Genomic DNA, 16,867 nt, shown 5'->3' with positions numbered 1-16,867 from the left:
TTAATCCGCGAGCTTTTTCGCAACCAGTTCGTTGACCGCCGCCGGATTGGCCTTGCCGCCGGTGGCTTTCAGCACCTGCCCGACGAACCAGCCCGCGAGTTTCGGGTTCTGCTTGGCCTTCTCGACCTGATCGGGGTTGGCCGCGATGATCTCATCGACGGCCTTTTCGATCGCGCCGAGGTCGGTCACCTGCTTCATGCCGCGCGCATCGACGATCTCGGCCGGCTCGCCGCCTTCGGTCCAGACGATCTCGAAGAGATCCTTGGCGATCTTGCCCGAGATGTCGCCCTTAGCGATCAGATCAATGATCCCGCCGAGCTGACCCGCCGACACCGGAGAGGTCTCGACCGTAAGGCCCTCTTTGTTCAGGCGACCGAAGAGCTCGTTGATGACCCAATTCGCGGCGATCTTGCCATCGCGACCCGCGGCTACCGCCTCGAAGAAATCGGCATTCTCGACCTCGGCGGTCAGGACGCTGGCGTCATATTCCGACAGGCCGAGATCGCCCACGAAGCGGGCCTTCTTGGCATCCGGCAGTTCCGGCATCGCCCCGGCAATGTCATCGACCCAAGCCTGCTCGATTTCCAGCGGCAGCAGGTCGGGATCGGGGAAGTAGCGGTAATCATGCGCCTCTTCCTTCGAGCGCATCGAGCGCGTCTCGCCCTTGTCCGGATCGTAAAGCCGGGTTTCCTGCACGACCGCGCCGCCATCTTCGACGATGGCGATCTGACGGCGGGCCTCGACCTCGATCGCGGCCTGGATAAAGCGCAGCGAGTTCATATTCTTGATCTCGCAGCGCGTGCCGAGATAGCCGAAATCGCCGGTTTCCTGGAATTTCTCATAGGCGCCCGGCGTACAGATCGAGACGTTCACGTCTGCCCGCAGGTTGCCGTTCTGCATATTGCCGTCGCAGGTGCCGAGATAGCGCATGATCTGGCGGAGTTTCGCGACATAGGCGGCGGCCTCTTCCGGGCCACGAATGTCGGGACGGCTGACGATCTCCATCAGCGCAACGCCGGTGCGGTTGAGGTCAACGAAGGACATGTTCGGATCCATGTCATGGATCGACTTGCCCGCATCCTGCTCAAGGTGAATGCGCTCGATGCGAACGCGGCGAGCGACGCCCGGCCCCATATCGACGATCACTTCGCCCTCGCCCACGATGGGATGATAGAGCTGGCTGATCTGATAGCCCTGCGGCAGATCCGGGTAGAAATAGTTCTTGCGGTCAAAGGCCGAGCGCAGGTTGATCGCGGCCTTGATCCCCAGACCGGTGCGCACCGCCTGCTCGACGCAGAATTCGTTAATGACCGGCAGCATCCCCGGCATCGCCGCATCAACGAAGGCGACATGGCTGTTCGGCTCGGCCCCAAAGCCGGTCGAGGCGCCCGAGAAGAGCTTGGCATTCGACGCGACCTGAGCATGGACCTCAAGCCCGATAACCAGTTCCCAGTCCTGCTTCGCGCCCTGGATGACTTTGGGTTTCGGCGGGGTAAAGCTGAGTAGATCAAGCATCGCGATATCCTTGCATATTGCACGCGGTTCTAGGGCCGGAACGCCTGCGGGGCAAGAGAAGGATGGCCGCTTTGCGCCACGCCCAAGCGCGGCCTTTCGCCCGAGCGGATCGCCTGCATCCTGTCTCGCCCCGCGCTTTTCCCGCGAATCCTCCGTGCTTTGGCAGATTCGTGGCCATTTGGCAGCACCCGCGCTTCGGTCGTTTTCGCTTGACGCGCAGAATACCGCCTCGCTCAACTCAAAAGTGTGAAAATCTGACGACTCCCGCTTGACACGGGTCTTTTCACGCGCCGGAACATCCCCGAAACATTAGTTAATATATTTATTTTCAGTCAGTTAACCAAATGACGCCAAATCCGGGGCCCGAGGCCGAAAAGGTCGAATCCCCGGGATTTTCGGTTTTCGTCGGCGGAAATCCTCTCATGCGAATCCGCCCAGATGGCGAATTTCCGCTTTATCACAAACGGTTAGGTTTTTCGAAAGGCCTTCCCGCGATACGCCGTGCAGGACGAAACAACAACGGACCTTCCGATGCTCGGCAAATTCGGCGCTCGCGCAATCGCTGCTGCAACCTTGATCATGGTCATGGGTGTCGCTGCCTGTGATGCCAAACCAAGTGGCGGCAGCAATGTTGTGCGACTGGCTGAAGCCAAATCGGCAAAAGCTCCGAAAATGCGCTGGGGCAACCGCGCGGGCTCGGACGACTGGACCCGCGCCGCTTTGCGCACGCTTGAATCCGAGGGCGTCACCTTGCTGTCCTCGGTGCCGTCGGATGTCAAAACCTACTGCCCGGGCTATGCCTCGCTTAACCGCGAGGATCGCAAGCATTTCTGGGTCGGGCTGCTGTCTTCGGTCGCCAAGCACGAAAGCGGCTATAACCCGACCGCCAAGGGCGGCGGCGGGCGCTATCTCGGGCTGATGCAGATCTCGCAATCGACCGCGCGCCACTACAATTGCAAAGGCAATATGCTGAACGGCTCGGACAATATGGCCTGCGCCGTCAAGATCGCCGCGCGCAATGTCGGGCGTGATGGCGCGATTGCCGCTGGTCAGCGCGGCGTCGCCCGCGATTGGATGCCGCTGCGCTCGACCTCGAAGCGTTCGGACATTGCCGCCTGGACCAGCCAGCAGGCCTATTGCGGCCGGTAAGGCGCCGCCTCCCTGCCCTCCATATGAAAAAGGCCGCCCCAAAGGCGGCCTTTTCTCATTCTTTCACAACTCGTTCGTCAGCGCCTGTCCGTCAGCGCCCGTCGAGCATCCGCAATTCGCGCAGCTGACCGGCTTTGACATAGGTGATCCGGCCATCGCCGATCGAGTTGATCGTGCCGCCGTCGATCCGGTCGCCCAGACGCACGGTGACGATCTTGCCGCTGCTCAGGCGGATCAGCGCACGGCTGGCCTGACCGGCGCCAATGATGCCGATGATCGTGGTCCGGCCCATATCGAGCCCGCGCTTTTGGGTCGCAGCACTGGCGACAACCGCGCTCGACGCGCCTTTCGGGACGTTCAACGCGACTTCGGGTTCGTTGTCCACCTCGGCCGGACGGTAGGTCTGGCGCTGACGGGCGGCGGCCTGAGCTTCGGCCTCTTCCTGCGCACGCGCGCGGGCCTCGGCCTGAGCACGGGCCTGGGCCTCGGCGGCAGCATCGGCTTGAGCGCGCGCCCGGATCCGCGCTTCAGCCTGCGCCTGAAGCTGCTCATCGACGCGGCGCCGCTCGGCGATCTCGGCGGTATTCGCCCCGCCATCATTCGGCGCGGCGGCAGCGGTCTCGGGAACAGTCGGCACACCCGCAGAGGTCGGAGCCGCCGCCGCAAGCGTCATCGTCACCGGCGCCTCTTCGGTCTTGGTCGAGGTCGCGGCCGCAGCAGCGGCGACGGCAGCCGCGCCGCTTCGACGCGGCGGGAGTGCCGATGAGCGCAGCGCTTTCAGCTCAACCCCGCCACGCGAGGCCGAGGATTCGCTGACCGCGCTGGCAATCGCCTCTTTGACCGCGTCGTCGGTCTTGGACTTCGCCTTCTTGCCGCCAGTGGCGACTGCCGCCGTGCTGGCAGCAGCACCCGGCCGCGCATGGGGGCGGTCAGAAGACTGCACGCCGCTGTTCCGACCGCTGGCGGGAACGGTCGAGCCACGGCTGGCGCTCGACGCCGGTTTTGCGGCCTCGCGCACCGCCGAATCAACCGCAGCGGCATCGACGCCGCCCTTGCGCTTGGGCCGCTGCGCCGGACGCGCTTCGGCATAACGTTCGCCCCGCGCCTCCGGGACAGGTGACAGGGCCGAAATCTGCACACCCGGCAGTTTGGCGCGCAGATCAAGGCGCAGGCCGTCAAGCTGGCTTTGTTCGGCGGGCGTCAGCGGCGCATCCGCCAGCGTATCGGGGGCCGAACCCTCGGGACGCGACGGCGGGCGGCTTGAGCTGCGCAGCTGGCTGGTCTGGCTGCTGGCCGGAGCCGGGCTGGCCGCGGCCTCTGGCGCACGCGGCGCGGCAGGCGCGGTCGCTGCGGCATTGGTCGAGGCAGCGGCGCGTGCCCGAGCGGGGCGCGCAGGCGGGCGCGCACTGCCGGTCAGGCCGGTCTTTTTCTGAGCGACCTCGTAGGGCAAGGGATTGCCCGGCACCCGCGGCGGCGTGTCCTCATCGGGCACGGCGGCGCGTTTGCGCGGCGCGGTCGCGCTTTGCGGCCGTGCCGAGCTGGTCAGCCCCGCACGCGCGGTTCGGACCGGCTGGGCAGGCTCGGCGCGCGGCTGTGTCGCCGGTTTCGCGGCCTCGACACGCGGCGCGGGCTGTGCCGGAGCAGTTGGGGCCGGAGCAGCAGCAGTCGGAGCCGGGGCGACAGCAACCTGTGCCGGTTGCGCCGGGGTCGTCGGAGCCGGGGCAGCTTGGACTGGCGCAGCTTGCGTCGGCGCGGGCGGGCTTGCAACCACAGGCTCGGCTTGCGGTGCTGTGGCGGTTTGGCCCGGCTGCGCGGCAGCGGCTTGCGCACGAGCCGCCTCGGCCAGAGCCTCTGCGGGAGTCGCCGGTGCCGTCGCGACAGGCGCCGTTTGCGGCGCAGGCTCAGAGATGGGTTGCGCTGTGGCGACAGGCTGGCTCATCGCCTCGGCCTCGACCAGCTCGGTATCGGCGAGCTCTTCGGGATCGGGAAGAATGGCCAGAAGAGGCTGGGTCGCGGCCTCGATCACGGCGGCACGCTCTGCCGGTGACAGCGCCGAATCCGGCACAACGACTGGTGAGGTGGCGGGCGCCGCGCTGACCGGGGTCGCGGCGCCCGTCGCGGTTTCGGGCGCGGTCTCAGGCAATGCCGTCGCCGGATCCGAGCTGGTCCGCGCGATCTCGGGCGTCGTGCCGCGCGCGGCATTGCGCAGCGCGACTTCCGCCGGATTTTCATGCGGCATGAAGAAGATCCAGACCAGCCCGATGCCGATCACGAGCGCTCCAAGCATCAGCGCGAGTTCGAAAACCCCACCGCGCTCGCCTGCGCGCCGCGTCCGGGGACGTTCCGGCGCGGCCAAGACCTCTTCCTCGTCTCCTCTGGCGCGGCGGGCTTCCATCGCGCGGTCGCGAACGGCGCGGGCGCGCGGGTTCAGCGCGGCATTGCCACCACGTTGCGACAGACCGCGCGCGGCGGCCTCTTCTTCGGCAGCGACCTCGGCTGCGGCCAGAGCCAAAGCCAGTCGTTCGGCTTCGGTCAGCTCGTCTTCAGGTTCGGGCTCAACTTCCGGCTCGAAACCAGCTTCGGCTTCTGGCGACAGATTTTCCGGTGCCGCGCCATCCGTTTCGGCCTGATCAAGATCAGCGGCGGATTCATGGGCCGGACCGGCAACCTCCGCGCTCAGAAGCGCAGCCAGTTCATCCGCCGTGGGGGTTTCATGCGCGGCGTTCTCGCCCAAAGGCTTGTCGGCGGTGTCGCCTGCCGAATGGGCAGCGGTGTCGTGTTCATGCGCGACCGGTTCGACCTCGTCGGACGTCAGGGTCACGACAGAATCGGCCAGTGGCTCCTGATCATGGGCGGGCGTGTCGGCGTCCAATGCCTCAGCACCGTCCGCAGCCTCAACCGTCACCTCAGCCTCGATCGGAGCGGCATCGTCCGCCGCAATCTCCGCGAGCTCGTCGGACGGCGCTGCCGCCGACGAGGCCGGGATCTCCGTCGGGATCAGCTCGGCTACGGCGGGTTCTGCCGCGATCTCTGCTGTCTCTGGAAGGTCGGGATCTGCACTTTCGGAATCCGCAGCATCAGCCGCTGAATCCTCGGGGAGATCGGCGAGCGGCGCCGTGATCTCTTCGATCTCGGCCTCTTCGACCGGTTCAACCGAAGCGGGTTCCGACGCGACCTCCCCCTCAGCCTGCGCCTCGGGCGCAAAGGCTTCGGAGCCAGCGCCCCCCTCCTCCTCTGCCCCGGTCGTGTCGAGCGCCGCGGCGGTGTCTTCGGGGGCCACTTCGATATAGGTCACATCGGTGATGTCTTGTTCGCTCGCCGGATGGGCATCGAGCCCCTCAAGATCGAGGTCGAGATCGAGGTCTGCCGCGCTTTGGGTGTCATAGCCGCCCGAAGCCGCCGCATCGGAGGGAAGCTCGGGCAGACCCTCGGTGAAGGCATCGCTGTGGAAAGCATCATTGTGGAAAGCATCGCTGTGGACGCCATTGCTCACCGGCGCGTCCTCGACATCATCGTCCAGCCGGAAGATCGGCCGGCCCGGGAAATCTTCGGCGGCGGGTTGCGCGGAATATTCGCATCCGTCGAAGCCATGCCGAGAGGCGAATTCTTGCGCCTCGATCAGCGTTTGGCGCGCGACGGCGGCGACGCGGATATCATTGCCCTCGCCGTCCCAGTCAAAGGCCAGCTCTTCGATCGCGTAAGGCGTCAGCCCGTCAAGCGCGAGCCCGACGGCCTGCGTCCGTGCCACGCCGACCGGAACCGAGAGATCAGTATAGAGGATCTGATCGTCCGGGATGACCAGCACGACCGGAACCAGATCCGGTGCGTGGCTGATCGTCCCGCGCAGCTCGGCAAGATCACTGCGAAAACTCGGAGAGGAGAAATCAGCAAAGCCGATCTCTTCCCAATCGTCCGGCGAAGTTCCCCAAGCGCGCCGCAACAGATGAACGGCATCGGCGCTGAAGGAAAGGGCATGATCTGGATGTGCGTGAGGCTGCATACGACGGCTGACTGTCCGGGAACTGCTCTTATGGTGATTTGTTCTGGGAGTAGCGCAGATTGGGCTGCGTGAAAAGCTTTACACCGGATTGTTATGCAGCCAATCGCCGACTTTCACGTTCGGCGTGTGTAGGATCACTCGAGCCCGCAGGAAGCGGGCCACAATATGGAGCCAGTAATGGAACGTCGTCCCACCCTGTCACGCGCTGCCGACCGCAGTCTCTCCCGCCGCTTTGCCGCTGGACTGGCCGCAGGCGCCACAGCGCTGACGCTCGTCGCATCGAGCCTGCCCGCCCTTGCGCAAGCTACCCCGGGTGAGACCCCGCCGCCGCCCCATCACGCGGGCAAAATGGAAGGACAGCATCCCGCCATGGTCAGCAGACTCACCGTCAGCGGCGAAGGCACCTCGTCGGCTCAGCCCGATATGGCCTCGATCTCGATCGGCGTGACCGTGCAGGCCGATACCGCCGCCGCCGCCATGAGCGAGAACGCGAGCCGCCAGCAAGCGGTGATCGCCAAGCTGAAAGAGATCGGCGTCGATGCCAAGGATATCCAGACCTCGGGCCTCAACCTCTCGCCGGTCCAGACCTATACCAATGACGGCAAACCGCCGGTCGTGACCGGCTATATGGCGCAGAACATGGTTCAGGTCCGGGTCCGCGATCTGGCGAAGCTTGGCCCGGCGCTGGATACGCTGGTCATGGCAGGTGCCAATGAAATCAACGGCATCAGCTTCTCGCGCGAGGATACGCTCGAGGCCGAGGATCAGGCCCGCGTCAAGGCAATCGAGAATGCCCGCCACAAGGCCGAAGTCATGGCCAATGCCACCGGCATGAAGCTTGGCCGGCTGATCTCGCTGTCGGATGTCACCATGGGCTCGGGCCCGCGTCCGATCATGATGGCGATGAATGCCAATGCCAAAGCCGCCGATACGCCGATCGAGGCGGGCGAGCTTGGCGTGACCGCCAATGTCACCGCGACCTTCGCTCTGGTCCCGGCCCATGGTCCGGCGGGTGGTGCTGATGGCGCTGAGGATGCGGGCGCCGAGGCACCGGCAGCCGAATAAGCCATTGAAAAAGGGCAGGCCTGCGCCTGCCCTCGACGGCCCGGCGGTTTCGCCGGGCTTTTTCATGTCCGCCCGTCGTCGCCGCCCCGCCTGAGCGGATGCAACATCGGGGCTTCGCGCGACCTCAGGCGGTCGCCGCCGCCAAAGCCTGATCGAGATCGGCAATCAGATCCGCGACCGTCTCGGTCCCGATCGAGAGACGCACGACATCGGGCCCCGCGCCCGCCGCAATCTGCTGGGCCTCGGTCAACTGGCTATGCGTGGTCGAAGCCGAGTGGATCACCAGCGAGCGCGTGTCGCCGAGGTTCGCGACATGGCTGAAGAGCTTGAGGTGATCGACCAGCTTAACACAGGCCTCATAGCCGCCCTTGACCGAGAAGGTGAAGAGCGCGCCCGCGCCCTTGGGATAGACGCGTTTCGCAGTTTCGTTCCAGGGCGACGAGGCCAGCCCGGCATAGGTCACCGAGGCAACGCGCGGGTCGTTTTCCAGCCATTCTGCGACTTTCTGGGCATTCTCGACATGGCGCGGCATCCGCAGCCCCAAGGTCTCGATCCCCATCAGCGTATAATGCGCCGCCTGCGGGTTCATGGTCATGCCGAGATCGCGCAGACCGATGGCAATGCCGTGGAAGGTGAAGGCAAGCGCGCCGAAGGTCTCGTGGAATTTGAGCCCGTGATAGGCCGGCTCGGGCGCCGAGAGCGAGGGGAACTTCCCGCTGGCGGACCAGTCGAACTTGCCACTGTCGACGACCACGCCGCCCGTCACCGTGCCATTGCCGGTCATGTATTTCGTCAGGCTGTGGACGACGAGCGTCGCGCCCATCTCGATCGGGCGGCAGAGATAGGGCGAGGCGAGCGTGTTGTCGACGATGAGCGGCAGGCCCGCCGCATCGGCAATCGCTGCAATCGCCGGAATATCGGTGGCATAGCCGCCCGGGTTCGAGATCGATTCGCAAAAGATCGCGCGGGTGTCATCGTCAATCGCCGCCTTCAGCGCGGCCTGATCATCGAGATCGACGAATTTGACCTTCCAGCCGAAGCGTTTGAAGGTCTGGCTGAATTGGGTGACGGTGCCGCCGTAAAGCCGGGTCGAAGCAATCAAATTGCGCCCCGGTTCCATCAGCGGGAACAGCGCCATGATCTGGGCGGCATGGCCCGACGAGCAGCAGACCGCACCCGCGCCGCCCTCCATCGCCGCGACCCGCGCTTGCAGCGCCGAGACGGTCGGGTTGGTCAGGCGCGAATAGATATAGCCCACTTCCTGCAGGCCAAAAAGCCGCGCAGCATGGGCGGCATCTTTGAACGCATAGGCCGTCGTTTGATAGATCGGCACCTGCCGCGCCCCGGTCGCCGGATCAGGCGCGGTGCCCGCATGGATGGCGAGCGTATCAAAGCCCCAGGTCTCGCTCATGGTATGTCTCCCTTTGGATCAGATTTTGCGCCACCTTAGGGAGAGCCCGGCGCTGACGCAATCTTGGCGCGCGGGAGCCGAGGGGTACCGGGGGAAGAGGGGGCGCTGCCCCCGGCCCTTGCGGGCCTCCCCCGGGATATTTCGGCATGAAAGACGGGGAGCGTCCGTGCGGGTGGTGGGCGCGCGTCAGTTGCGCAAGTCGCGCACCAGCTCCGCGAGATGGCGGGTCGAGGCGTCATGGCCCGGCATGTCCTGACCTTCGAGCAGCGGCTCGACCTTGAGCGCGAGCTCTTTGCCGAGCTCAACCCCCCATTGATCGAAGCTGTTGATGCCGAGAATGACGCCCTCGGTGAAGACACGGTGTTCGTAAAGCGCGACGATCTGGCCGAGCGTGAAGGGGGTGAGCTCGGGGATCAAGAGCGTCGTCGAGGGGCGGTTGCCCGGGAAGACGCGGTGGCGGGCCTGACGGTCGAGCGCGGCACCCTCATAGCCTTTGGCACGCATCAGCGCCCGCGCGGTGTCGAGATCGCGGCCGCGCATCAGCGCCTCGGATTGGGCGAGGCAATTCGCGACGAGAAGGCGGTGGTGGTGGGCGAGATCGGCTTCATGGCCACGGGCGGCGAGGATGAATTCGCAGGGCACAATGGCCGTGCCCTGATGGATAAGCTGGTAGAAGGCATGTTGGCCATTGGTGCCCGGCTCGCCCCAGACCACCGGGCCAGAGGGGCGCGTCAGCGAGGTGCCGTCCATCGCCACGCCCTTGCCATTCGATTCCATCTCGAGCTGCTGGAGATAGGCCGGAAGGCGCGCGAGGCGGTTGTCATAGGGCAGCACGGCGCGGGTGGCATAGCCGCAGATCTGGTGGTGCCAGATCCCGGTCAGCGCCAGCAGCACCGGCAGGTTGTCCTCGGGCGCGGCCTCGCGGAAATGGCGGTCCATCGCGGCGCCACCGGCGAGAAACGCGTCGAAATTCGCCGGGCCGATGGCGATCATCAGCGAGAGACCGATCGGGCCCCAGACGGAATAGCGCCCGCCGACCCAATCCTCGAAGCCAAAGACCCGGGTCGCATCAATGCCCCATTCCGAGGTCTTGCCCTCGGCCGAAGAGAGCGCCGCGAATTGATCGGCGGGGGTCGCGACCTTGTGCGCCATCCACCGGCGTGCCGTCTCGGCATTGGTCATCGTCTCGATCGTGGTGAAGGTTTTCGAGGCGACGATCACCAAAGTCGTTTCGGGATCGAGCACCGCCAAAGTATCGGCAATATCCGCACCATCGACATTCGAGACGAAATGCACGCGCGGCCCGTCGTGATAAGGTGCGAGCGCGCGCACCGCCATCGCCGGACCAAGATCCGAGCCGCCGATGCCGATATTGACCACATCGGTAATCTTGCCGCCCTGCCCGCGGAAACGGCCATCGCGCAGCTGTTCGGCAAAGCGCGCCATGCGGTCATGGGTCTTGCGGACCTCCGCCATGACATCCTGCCCGTCGAGGATCAGGCTTTGGTCGAGATCGCGCAAAGCCGTATGCAGGACCGCACGGTCCTCGGTCTCATTGATGCGCTCACCCGCAAACATCGCGGCCCGGCGAGCAGCCACCGGCGCGGCAAGGGCCAGCAAAAGCGCACGCGCCTCGGCGTCGATGGTGGTTTTCGACCAATCGAAGCTTAGCCCATCGGCAGAAGTCGTATAGTCGCGAGCGCGCGTCTCATCGAGCAGCGCCTCGATCCGCAGATCGCCTTGCGCTTGGCGGTGGGCTTCAAGTTTCGCCCAGATATCAGAAGGATGGCTCATCTCGGTCTTTGCCTCATTCGGCCCAATGGACGGTGGCTTCGCCCAGGAAAGCCCGGATCGGTGCCTCCAGCGGATCGAGCTTTTCCGCCCGCTCCAGGGCCTCGCGCTTTTCGGGTCCGGTGATCAGAAGATGGGTGTGGATCGCGGATTTCAGCGCCCGCGCGGACAGGGTGATGCGCGGCTCCTCAAGCCCGCCGACCGGCATGACCGCCGGTGCATCGGGGGCGAAAGCCATGACCGTGTCGGACAGGCCGGGAAAGAGGCTCGCCGTATGCATGTCATTGCCCATGCCGAGCAGCAGGACGGTGATCGGCAATTGCCCCTCGATCCGCGGCGCAAGCAAAGGCGCGGCGGCGGCGGCATCGGCATCGCCGGTATAGAGGTCGATATATTCCGCGGCCTCGGCCCGGTCGCGCAAGAGATGGCGGCGCAACAGGCGGCTGTTCGAGCGGTTATGCTCCCCATCGACCCAACGCTCGTCGTTGAGAAAAACCGTCACCCGCTCCCAGTCGAGATCGGTGCCCGATAGCGTATTGAACACCGGCGCCGGAGAGGTCCCGCCCGGCACGCAAAGCGAGGCGCGCTCATTCACCCGCAAATACTGGGCAAGCTGGCCCGCCATGCTGTTCGCGAGCGAAAGATAGAGCAGCTCACGGTCGGGATATTCGACGATATTGAGGCTCATGCGCGGATCTCCCGCCAGCGGCGGTCGTCGCGGTGCAAGAGCCGCAAGGCCTCTTCCGGACCGCTCGAACCGGCATCATAGGGCTCGGGCCGGGTCGGCGCCGCCTCCCAGTCCGAGATGATCGGATCGGTCCAGGCCCAGGCCGCTTCGACCTCATCGCCCCGCATGAAGAGCGTCTGATTGCCCCGGATCACATCCATGATCAGCCGCTCATAGGCATCGGGCATATCGCTGCCCTCCTGCCCGAGCGCATCGGCAAAGCTCATGTCCAAAGGCACCTGCACCAGCCGCATCCCGCCCGGCCCCGGCTCCTTGATCATCACGGTCAGATGCATGCCCTCATTGGGCTGCAATTTGATGACGAGTTGATTGGCCTTGGGTGCCTCGGCCTCGTCAAAGATCGAATGCGGCGGCTCTTTGAAGGTCACGACAATCTCGCTCGTGCGCGCGCGCAGACGCTTGCCGGTGCGCAGATAGAAAGGCGTGCCGGTCCAGCGCCAATTGGCGATCGTGAGCTTCAGCGCCACGAAGCTTTCGGTCCGCGACTCTGCGTTTTCTACATCATCCAAATACCCCGGCCCGTCCGGTCCGGCGAGATACTGCCCGCGTACAATGTCTCCGGGCTTCAGGGGATCGAGCGCGCGGATCACCTTGAGTTTCTCATCGCGCACTGCATCGGGGTCGAAATGATAGGGCGGCTCCATCGCGATCAGGCACAGAAGCTGCATCATATGGTTCTGGACCATGTCGCGGATCGCGCCGGAGTGATCGTAATATTCGCCGCGCCCGCCGACGCCGACGGTTTCGGCGACCGTGATCTGGACATGGTCGACATATTGCGCATTCCAGAGCGGCTCGAACAGGATATTGGCGAACCGCACCGCCATCAGGTTCTGGACGGTTTCCTTGCCGAGATAATGGTCGATCCGGTAGATCTGCCCCTCGTGGAAATAGCGCGCGAGCATCTTGTTCAGCGCCTTGGCGCTGGCGAGATCGCGGCCGAAGGGCTTTTCGACGACAATCCGGCTGTCGTCATGGGTGATGCCATTGCTCGCCAGTCGTTCGGCAATATCGCCAAAGAGCGCGGGCGCCACCGAGAAATAGAAAGCTGCCGTCACGCCCGGACGCATCTCGGATTTGAGCCGGTCCCAACCCGCCGTGCCGCGGGCATCGATGGTGACATAGGACAGAAGCTTCAGGAAGGACGCGAGCGCGGCTTCATCGACCGCCGACGGTGCGAATTCGCGGATCGCGGCGCTGGCCTCTTCGCGAAAGGCGGCATCGTTTTGATCGGTGCGCGCGGCCCCGATGATTCGGGCACTGTCCTGGATCTGACCGGCAACGAAACGCCGGTAGAGGCCGGGCAAAATCTTGCGACGCGCAAGATCTCCGGTCGCGCCGAAGATGACGAGGTCAAAATCCTCGACAGGGATGATCCGCGAAACCATGGCTTCCTCCTGATGAGTCCCGAAGCGTCTATCTCTTGTTAGCGCTACCATCAACCCCGCCGTCCACTTACCACCGTTTCGTCGATCTTGGCAGAGTTTTGCGTCAGGAATTTATTCAAGCGCGGCAGACCCGAGCGCGCAAGCATCGCGCGGCGCGTCAGATCTCCGCCCGCTGCAATCGCGCGGGCACGGGCGGCCTCGACTGCAGCCTCAACCACCGCGCCTTGGCTTTTGGCGAGCGTCGTCAGAAATTCATCAGGATGCAGCGCCGAAATCCCGTAAAGACCGAGGGTCCGGCGCGGGAAATCGCGCAGGTTGAAGGTCACGATCAGATCGGCCTCGCCATCAACCGCCGTGCGCAGGACATGGAGATCTCCGGCGTCGGGCAGGCTCACGCCAAGCGTGGCCTCATCGCCCGGCGCGATCATCGCGCCCGGAAAGCGCGCGCGCATCAGCGCCGCCTCTCCGCCCGCGATCACCGCTTGCACCTCGCCCAACCGTCCAGCGGCATGGAGCCATTCGCTCAAGATCCGCTCGGACCAGAGCGGAGTGTAAAGCCCGGCCTGCGCGACATCCGTCAGGATTTCCCGCAAGATGGTCGGGAAGAGCACGCAGGCATCGAGCAGGGCCTTCATCCATCGAGCCGGAAGAACAGCGCCTTGAGATAGCCGGTCTCGGCAAGCTGCGGCAGCGTCGGATGGTCCGGCCCCGCTTGCCCGCTGTGCAAAAGCTGCATCCGCCGCCCGCCCCGACCAATGCCGCGCGCGCTGGAGTTGCGGAACGCGGCCAGATCCACAGCATGGGAACACGAGCACAGCCCAAGATAACCGCCCGGCGCCACCAGAGGCGCCGCAAGCCGCGCCACCCGCTCATAGGCGCGCAGCCCGGCCTCAAGCGCGGGTTTCGAGGGCGCGAAAGCTGGCGGATCGCAGATCACCACGTCGAATTCCGCGCCTTCCTCGGCCAAGGCCTCAAGGACCGCAAAAGCATCGCCCTGCCGCGCAGTGAAGCGATCGGCCATGCCCATGCGCTCTGCCCCCTGCCCGGCCAAGGCCAAAGCCGCCGCCGAGCCATCGACACAAGTCGCCTTGCGCGCCCCGCCCGCCAGCATCGCCAGCCCAAAGCCGCCGACATGGGAAAAGACGTCAAGCACCCGCGCGCCCTTCGCAAGACGCTGCGCGAAGGCATGGTTCGGGCGCTGGTCATAGAAAAGCCCGGTCTTCTGCCCACCGATCACATCGGCCAGATAGGTCGCGCCATTCATCGGCACCTCGACCGGCCCCGCGATCTGGCCCGACAGAATCTCGGTCCGCTCGTCCAACCCCTCAAGACCGCGCACCCGGCCCTGACCGTTCATGATCACGGTCGAGACGCCGGTGACCTCACGCAGAGCCTCGGCCAGATCCGCGATCATCCGATCCGCCCAAGCCGCATTCGGCTGGATCACCGCCACATCGCCGAAACGGTCGATGATCGTGCCGGGCAGCCCATCGGCCTCGGCATGGACGAGGCGGTAGAAGGGTTGGTCATAAAGCCGCTCGCGCAGGGCAAGAGCCCGCGCAATCTTGGCGCGCAGCCAGGTTCCGTCGATCTCTGCCTCGGGATTTTGATCCATCATCCGGCCGATGATCTTCGAATTCGGATTGACGGTCACGACGCCCAAGGGACGACGCTCCTCATCCTCAAGCAGCGCGAAAGCCCCCGGCGCAATGGCGCGGGTGCGGCGGTCGGTCACCAGCTCATCGGCGAAAACCCAAGGGAAACCGTGGCGGATTGCACGGGCATTGGCTTTCGGACGCAGGCGGACGGTAGGGAGTTGAGAAGTCATTTTGGCCTCGGATTTGACCGTTAGATGTGACACGAAGACCGCGTCGCAGCAAGGGCAGCCGGTTGCGTTGTTACCGCTAACATGCTATGAGGGCCCAAGCGAAAGGAAGAATGCCATGCCCTTGGATTCCACCATTGACCGCGTCACGGAGCGGATCCGCGAAAGATCGCTCACCACACGCGCCGCCTATCTGGCCAAGATCGCCCGCGCCGCCGAGGACGGTCCGCGTCGTGCCCATCTGTCCTGCGGCAATCAGGCCCATGCCTATGCCGCGATGGAGGACAAGCTTGATCTGGCGCAGTCACGCAAGCCGAACCTGGGCATTGTCACCGCCTATAATGACATGCTTTCGGCGCATCAGCCCTATGAGCACTACCCCGCGCTGATCCGCCGCGCCGCCCATGAGGCCGGGGCAACGGCGCAGGTTGCGGGCGGGGTTCCGGCGATGTGCGACGGGGTTACCCAGGGCCGCGCCGGGATGGAGCTTTCGCTTTTCTCGCGCGATGTCATTGCCTTGGCGGCGGGGGTCGCGCTTTCGCATGATACGTTTGACGCGGCGCTCTACCTTGGGATCTGCGACAAGATCGTGCCAGGGCTGATCATTGCCGCCGCGACTTTCGGGCATCTCCCCTCGGTCTTTCTGCCGTCGGGGCCGATGCCCTCGGGGCTGCCCAATGACGAAAAGTCGAAGGTTCGTCAGCAGTTCGCCACCGGCGAGATCGGGCGCGATGCGCTGATGGCCGCAGAAATGGCGAGCTATCATGCCCCGGGCACCTGCACCTTCTATGGCACGGCGAACACCAATCAGATGCTGATGGAGTTCATGGGCCTGCATCTGCCCGGCTCCAGCTTCGTGCCGCCGAACACGCCCTTGCGCGAGGCGCTGACCGTGACCGCCGTAGCGCGCGCCGCCGCTTTGACGCGGCTTGGCAACAATTACCTGCCGGTCGGCGAGGTGCTGGATGAAAAAGCCTTCGTGAACGGCTTGGTCGGTTTGATGGCCACCGGCGGCTCGACCAATCTGGTGATCCACCTTCCGGCGATGGCGCGGGCAGCGGGGATTCACCTGACGCTCGAAGATTTCCACGACATCTCCGAAGCGGTTCCGCTGATGGCGCGGGTTTATCCAAATGGTCTTGCCGATGTGAACCACTTCCACGCCGCAGGCGGATTGGGCTTCATGATTGCGAGTCTGCTCGATGCCGGACTGCTGCACGAAGACGTTCAAACCGTCGCCGGCTCCGGCCTTCATCATTATACGCAAGAGCCTCGCCTGTCGGGCGACACTCTCTCCTGGGCCGAAGGCGCGCCGGACAGTCTCAACGACAAGATCCTGCGCCCCGCCCGCACGCCCTTTGCGCCAATCGGCGGCGTGAAGCTGCTTCAGGGCAATCTCGGGCGCGGGGTTATCAAGGTTTCGGCGGTCGCCGCGGATCGCCATGTCATCGAGGCGCCCGCCCGGGTCTTTTCGCGACAGGACGAAGTCAAGGCCGCCTTCAAAAATGGCGAGTTCACCTCGGATTGCATTGTAGTCGTGCGCGGTCAGGGTCCGCGAGCCAATGGGATGCCTGAACTGCATGCCCTTACCCCTGTCCTTGCCGTGCTACAGGATCGTGGACTTCGGGTTGCGCTTGTTACCGACGGCCGCATGTCGGGCGCGTCCGGAAAAGTACCAGCGGCGATCCACATGTCGCCCGAAGCGGCAGATGGTGGGCCTTTGGCGCGCCTTCGCGACGGCGACCTTCTGCGCCTCGATGCCAATAGCGGCACGATCAGCTGTCTGGAGCCGGATTTCGACACCCGCCCGGTTACTCTTATCGAGACCGAAGACAGTGCCGAGGGCATGGGGCGGGAGCTTTTCAAGGCATTCCGCGCCCATGTCGGTCCTGCCACGGACGGCGCCTCGATCGTGGTTTGATCTGATCGAGAGGGCGCAAGCCGCGCCCTCTCTTTTACACTCTGCAGTTCTGTG

At 64.9% G+C, this 16,867-nt stretch carries 11 protein-coding genes; 3 read left to right on the top strand and 8 right to left on the bottom strand.

The features are described from left to right. The gene (gene gatB, locus JCM7686_RS04080; protein ID WP_020949594.1) at window positions 1–1,515 is read right to left on the bottom strand and encodes an Asp-tRNA(Asn)/Glu-tRNA(Gln) amidotransferase subunit GatB; all 1,515 of its coding nucleotides are present in this window, start codon (window positions 1,513–1,515) and stop codon (window positions 1–3) included. Window positions 1,516–2,046: 531 nt separating this feature from the next. Here gatB and JCM7686_RS04075 point away from each other — a divergent pair. Next, window positions 2,047–2,664, top strand: coding sequence for a transglycosylase SLT domain-containing protein (locus tag JCM7686_RS04075; RefSeq protein WP_020949593.1), 618 nt, complete (start codon window positions 2,047–2,049; stop codon window positions 2,662–2,664). Window positions 2,665–2,755: 91 nt separating this feature from the next. Here JCM7686_RS04075 and JCM7686_RS04070 read toward each other — a convergent pair whose 3' ends face one another. Next, window positions 2,756–6,664 (bottom strand): ribonuclease E domain-containing protein, encoded by a 3,909-nt coding sequence (locus JCM7686_RS04070; RefSeq protein WP_020949592.1) that lies wholly within the window; start codon window positions 6,662–6,664, stop codon window positions 2,756–2,758. A 177-nt stretch (window positions 6,665–6,841) separates the two neighbouring features. On the opposite strand from JCM7686_RS04070, the gene JCM7686_RS04060 reads away from it, so the two are divergent. Further along, window positions 6,842–7,729, top strand: a complete 888-nt coding sequence (locus JCM7686_RS04060; protein ID WP_020949591.1) for an SIMPL domain-containing protein — start codon at window positions 6,842–6,844, stop codon at window positions 7,727–7,729. A gap of 124 nt (window positions 7,730–7,853) precedes the next feature. Here the strand turns inward: JCM7686_RS04060 and JCM7686_RS04055 are convergent, their stop codons facing one another. The 6 genes from JCM7686_RS04055 to JCM7686_RS04030 all read right to left on the bottom strand — a co-directional run bounded on the left by JCM7686_RS04055 (window position 7,854) and on the right by JCM7686_RS04030 (window position 14,895). Further along, window positions 7,854–9,140, bottom strand: coding sequence for an O-acetylhomoserine aminocarboxypropyltransferase/cysteine synthase family protein (locus tag JCM7686_RS04055; protein WP_020949590.1), 1,287 nt, complete (start codon window positions 9,138–9,140; stop codon window positions 7,854–7,856). Window positions 9,141–9,326: 186 nt separating this feature from the next. Beyond that, entirely contained in the window at window positions 9,327–10,934 is a 1,608-nt protein-coding gene (gene pgi / locus JCM7686_RS04050) for a glucose-6-phosphate isomerase (RefSeq protein WP_020949589.1), read from the bottom strand. A 13-nt stretch (window positions 10,935–10,947) separates the two neighbouring features. Beyond that, window positions 10,948–11,619, bottom strand: coding sequence for a 6-phosphogluconolactonase (gene pgl, locus JCM7686_RS04045; RefSeq protein ID WP_020949588.1), 672 nt, complete (start codon window positions 11,617–11,619; stop codon window positions 10,948–10,950). Next, entirely contained in the window at window positions 11,616–13,067 is a 1,452-nt protein-coding gene (gene zwf, locus JCM7686_RS04040; RefSeq protein ID WP_020949587.1) for a glucose-6-phosphate dehydrogenase, read from the bottom strand. Before zwf ends, pgl begins: the two co-directional genes overlap by 4 nt. 50 nt (window positions 13,068–13,117) lie before the next feature. Further along, on the bottom strand, window positions 13,118–13,702 hold the full coding sequence (locus tag JCM7686_RS04035) for an RSP_2648 family PIN domain-containing protein (RefSeq protein ID WP_020949586.1): 585 nt from the start codon (window positions 13,700–13,702) through the stop codon (window positions 13,118–13,120). Continuing rightward, the gene (locus JCM7686_RS04030; RefSeq protein WP_020949585.1) at window positions 13,699–14,895 is read right to left on the bottom strand and encodes an RSP_2647 family RNA methyltransferase; all 1,197 of its coding nucleotides are present in this window, start codon (window positions 14,893–14,895) and stop codon (window positions 13,699–13,701) included. Before JCM7686_RS04030 ends, JCM7686_RS04035 begins: the two co-directional genes overlap by 4 nt. Window positions 14,896–15,010: 115 nt before the next feature. Between JCM7686_RS04030 and edd the strand changes: the two genes are divergently transcribed. Beyond that, a complete protein-coding gene (gene edd, locus JCM7686_RS04025) occupies window positions 15,011–16,813 on the top strand; it encodes a phosphogluconate dehydratase (RefSeq protein ID WP_020949584.1) in 1,803 nt (600 codons plus the stop codon). The last annotated feature ends 54 nt before the right edge of the window (window positions 16,814–16,867 follow it).

The organism is Paracoccus aminophilus JCM 7686, from assembly GCF_000444995.1.
Classification (GTDB): Bacteria; Pseudomonadota; Alphaproteobacteria; order Rhodobacterales; family Rhodobacteraceae; genus Paracoccus; species Paracoccus aminophilus.
This window is presented reverse-complemented; position numbering and strand designations above follow the sequence as displayed.

Bases quoted from the DNA above. Each gene is read 5' to 3' on its own strand.
- JCM7686_RS04075 (WP_020949593.1), top strand. From the start codon at position 2,047: ATGCTCGGCAAATTCGGCGCTCGCGCAATCGCTGCTGCAACCTTGATC.
- edd (WP_020949584.1), top strand. From the start codon at position 15,011: ATGCCCTTGGATTCCACCATTGACCGCGTCACGGAGCGGATCCGCGAA.
- gatB (WP_020949594.1), bottom strand. From the start codon at position 1,515: ATGCTTGATCTACTCAGCTTTACCCCGCCGAAACCCAAAGTCATCCAG.
- JCM7686_RS04060 (WP_020949591.1), top strand. From the start codon at position 6,842: ATGGAACGTCGTCCCACCCTGTCACGCGCTGCCGACCGCAGTCTCTCC.
- JCM7686_RS04055 (WP_020949590.1), bottom strand. From the start codon at position 9,140: ATGAGCGAGACCTGGGGCTTTGATACGCTCGCCATCCATGCGGGCACC.
- JCM7686_RS04030 (WP_020949585.1), bottom strand. From the start codon at position 14,895: ATGACTTCTCAACTCCCTACCGTCCGCCTGCGTCCGAAAGCCAATGCC.
- pgl (WP_020949588.1), bottom strand. From the start codon at position 11,619: ATGAGCCTCAATATCGTCGAATATCCCGACCGTGAGCTGCTCTATCTT.
- pgi (WP_020949589.1), bottom strand. From the start codon at position 10,934: ATGAGCCATCCTTCTGATATCTGGGCGAAACTTGAAGCCCACCGCCAA.
- JCM7686_RS04070 (WP_020949592.1), bottom strand. From the start codon at position 6,664: ATGCAGCCTCACGCACATCCAGATCATGCCCTTTCCTTCAGCGCCGAT.
- JCM7686_RS04035 (WP_020949586.1), bottom strand. From the start codon at position 13,702: ATGAAGGCCCTGCTCGATGCCTGCGTGCTCTTCCCGACCATCTTGCGG.
- zwf (WP_020949587.1), bottom strand. From the start codon at position 13,067: ATGGTTTCGCGGATCATCCCTGTCGAGGATTTTGACCTCGTCATCTTC.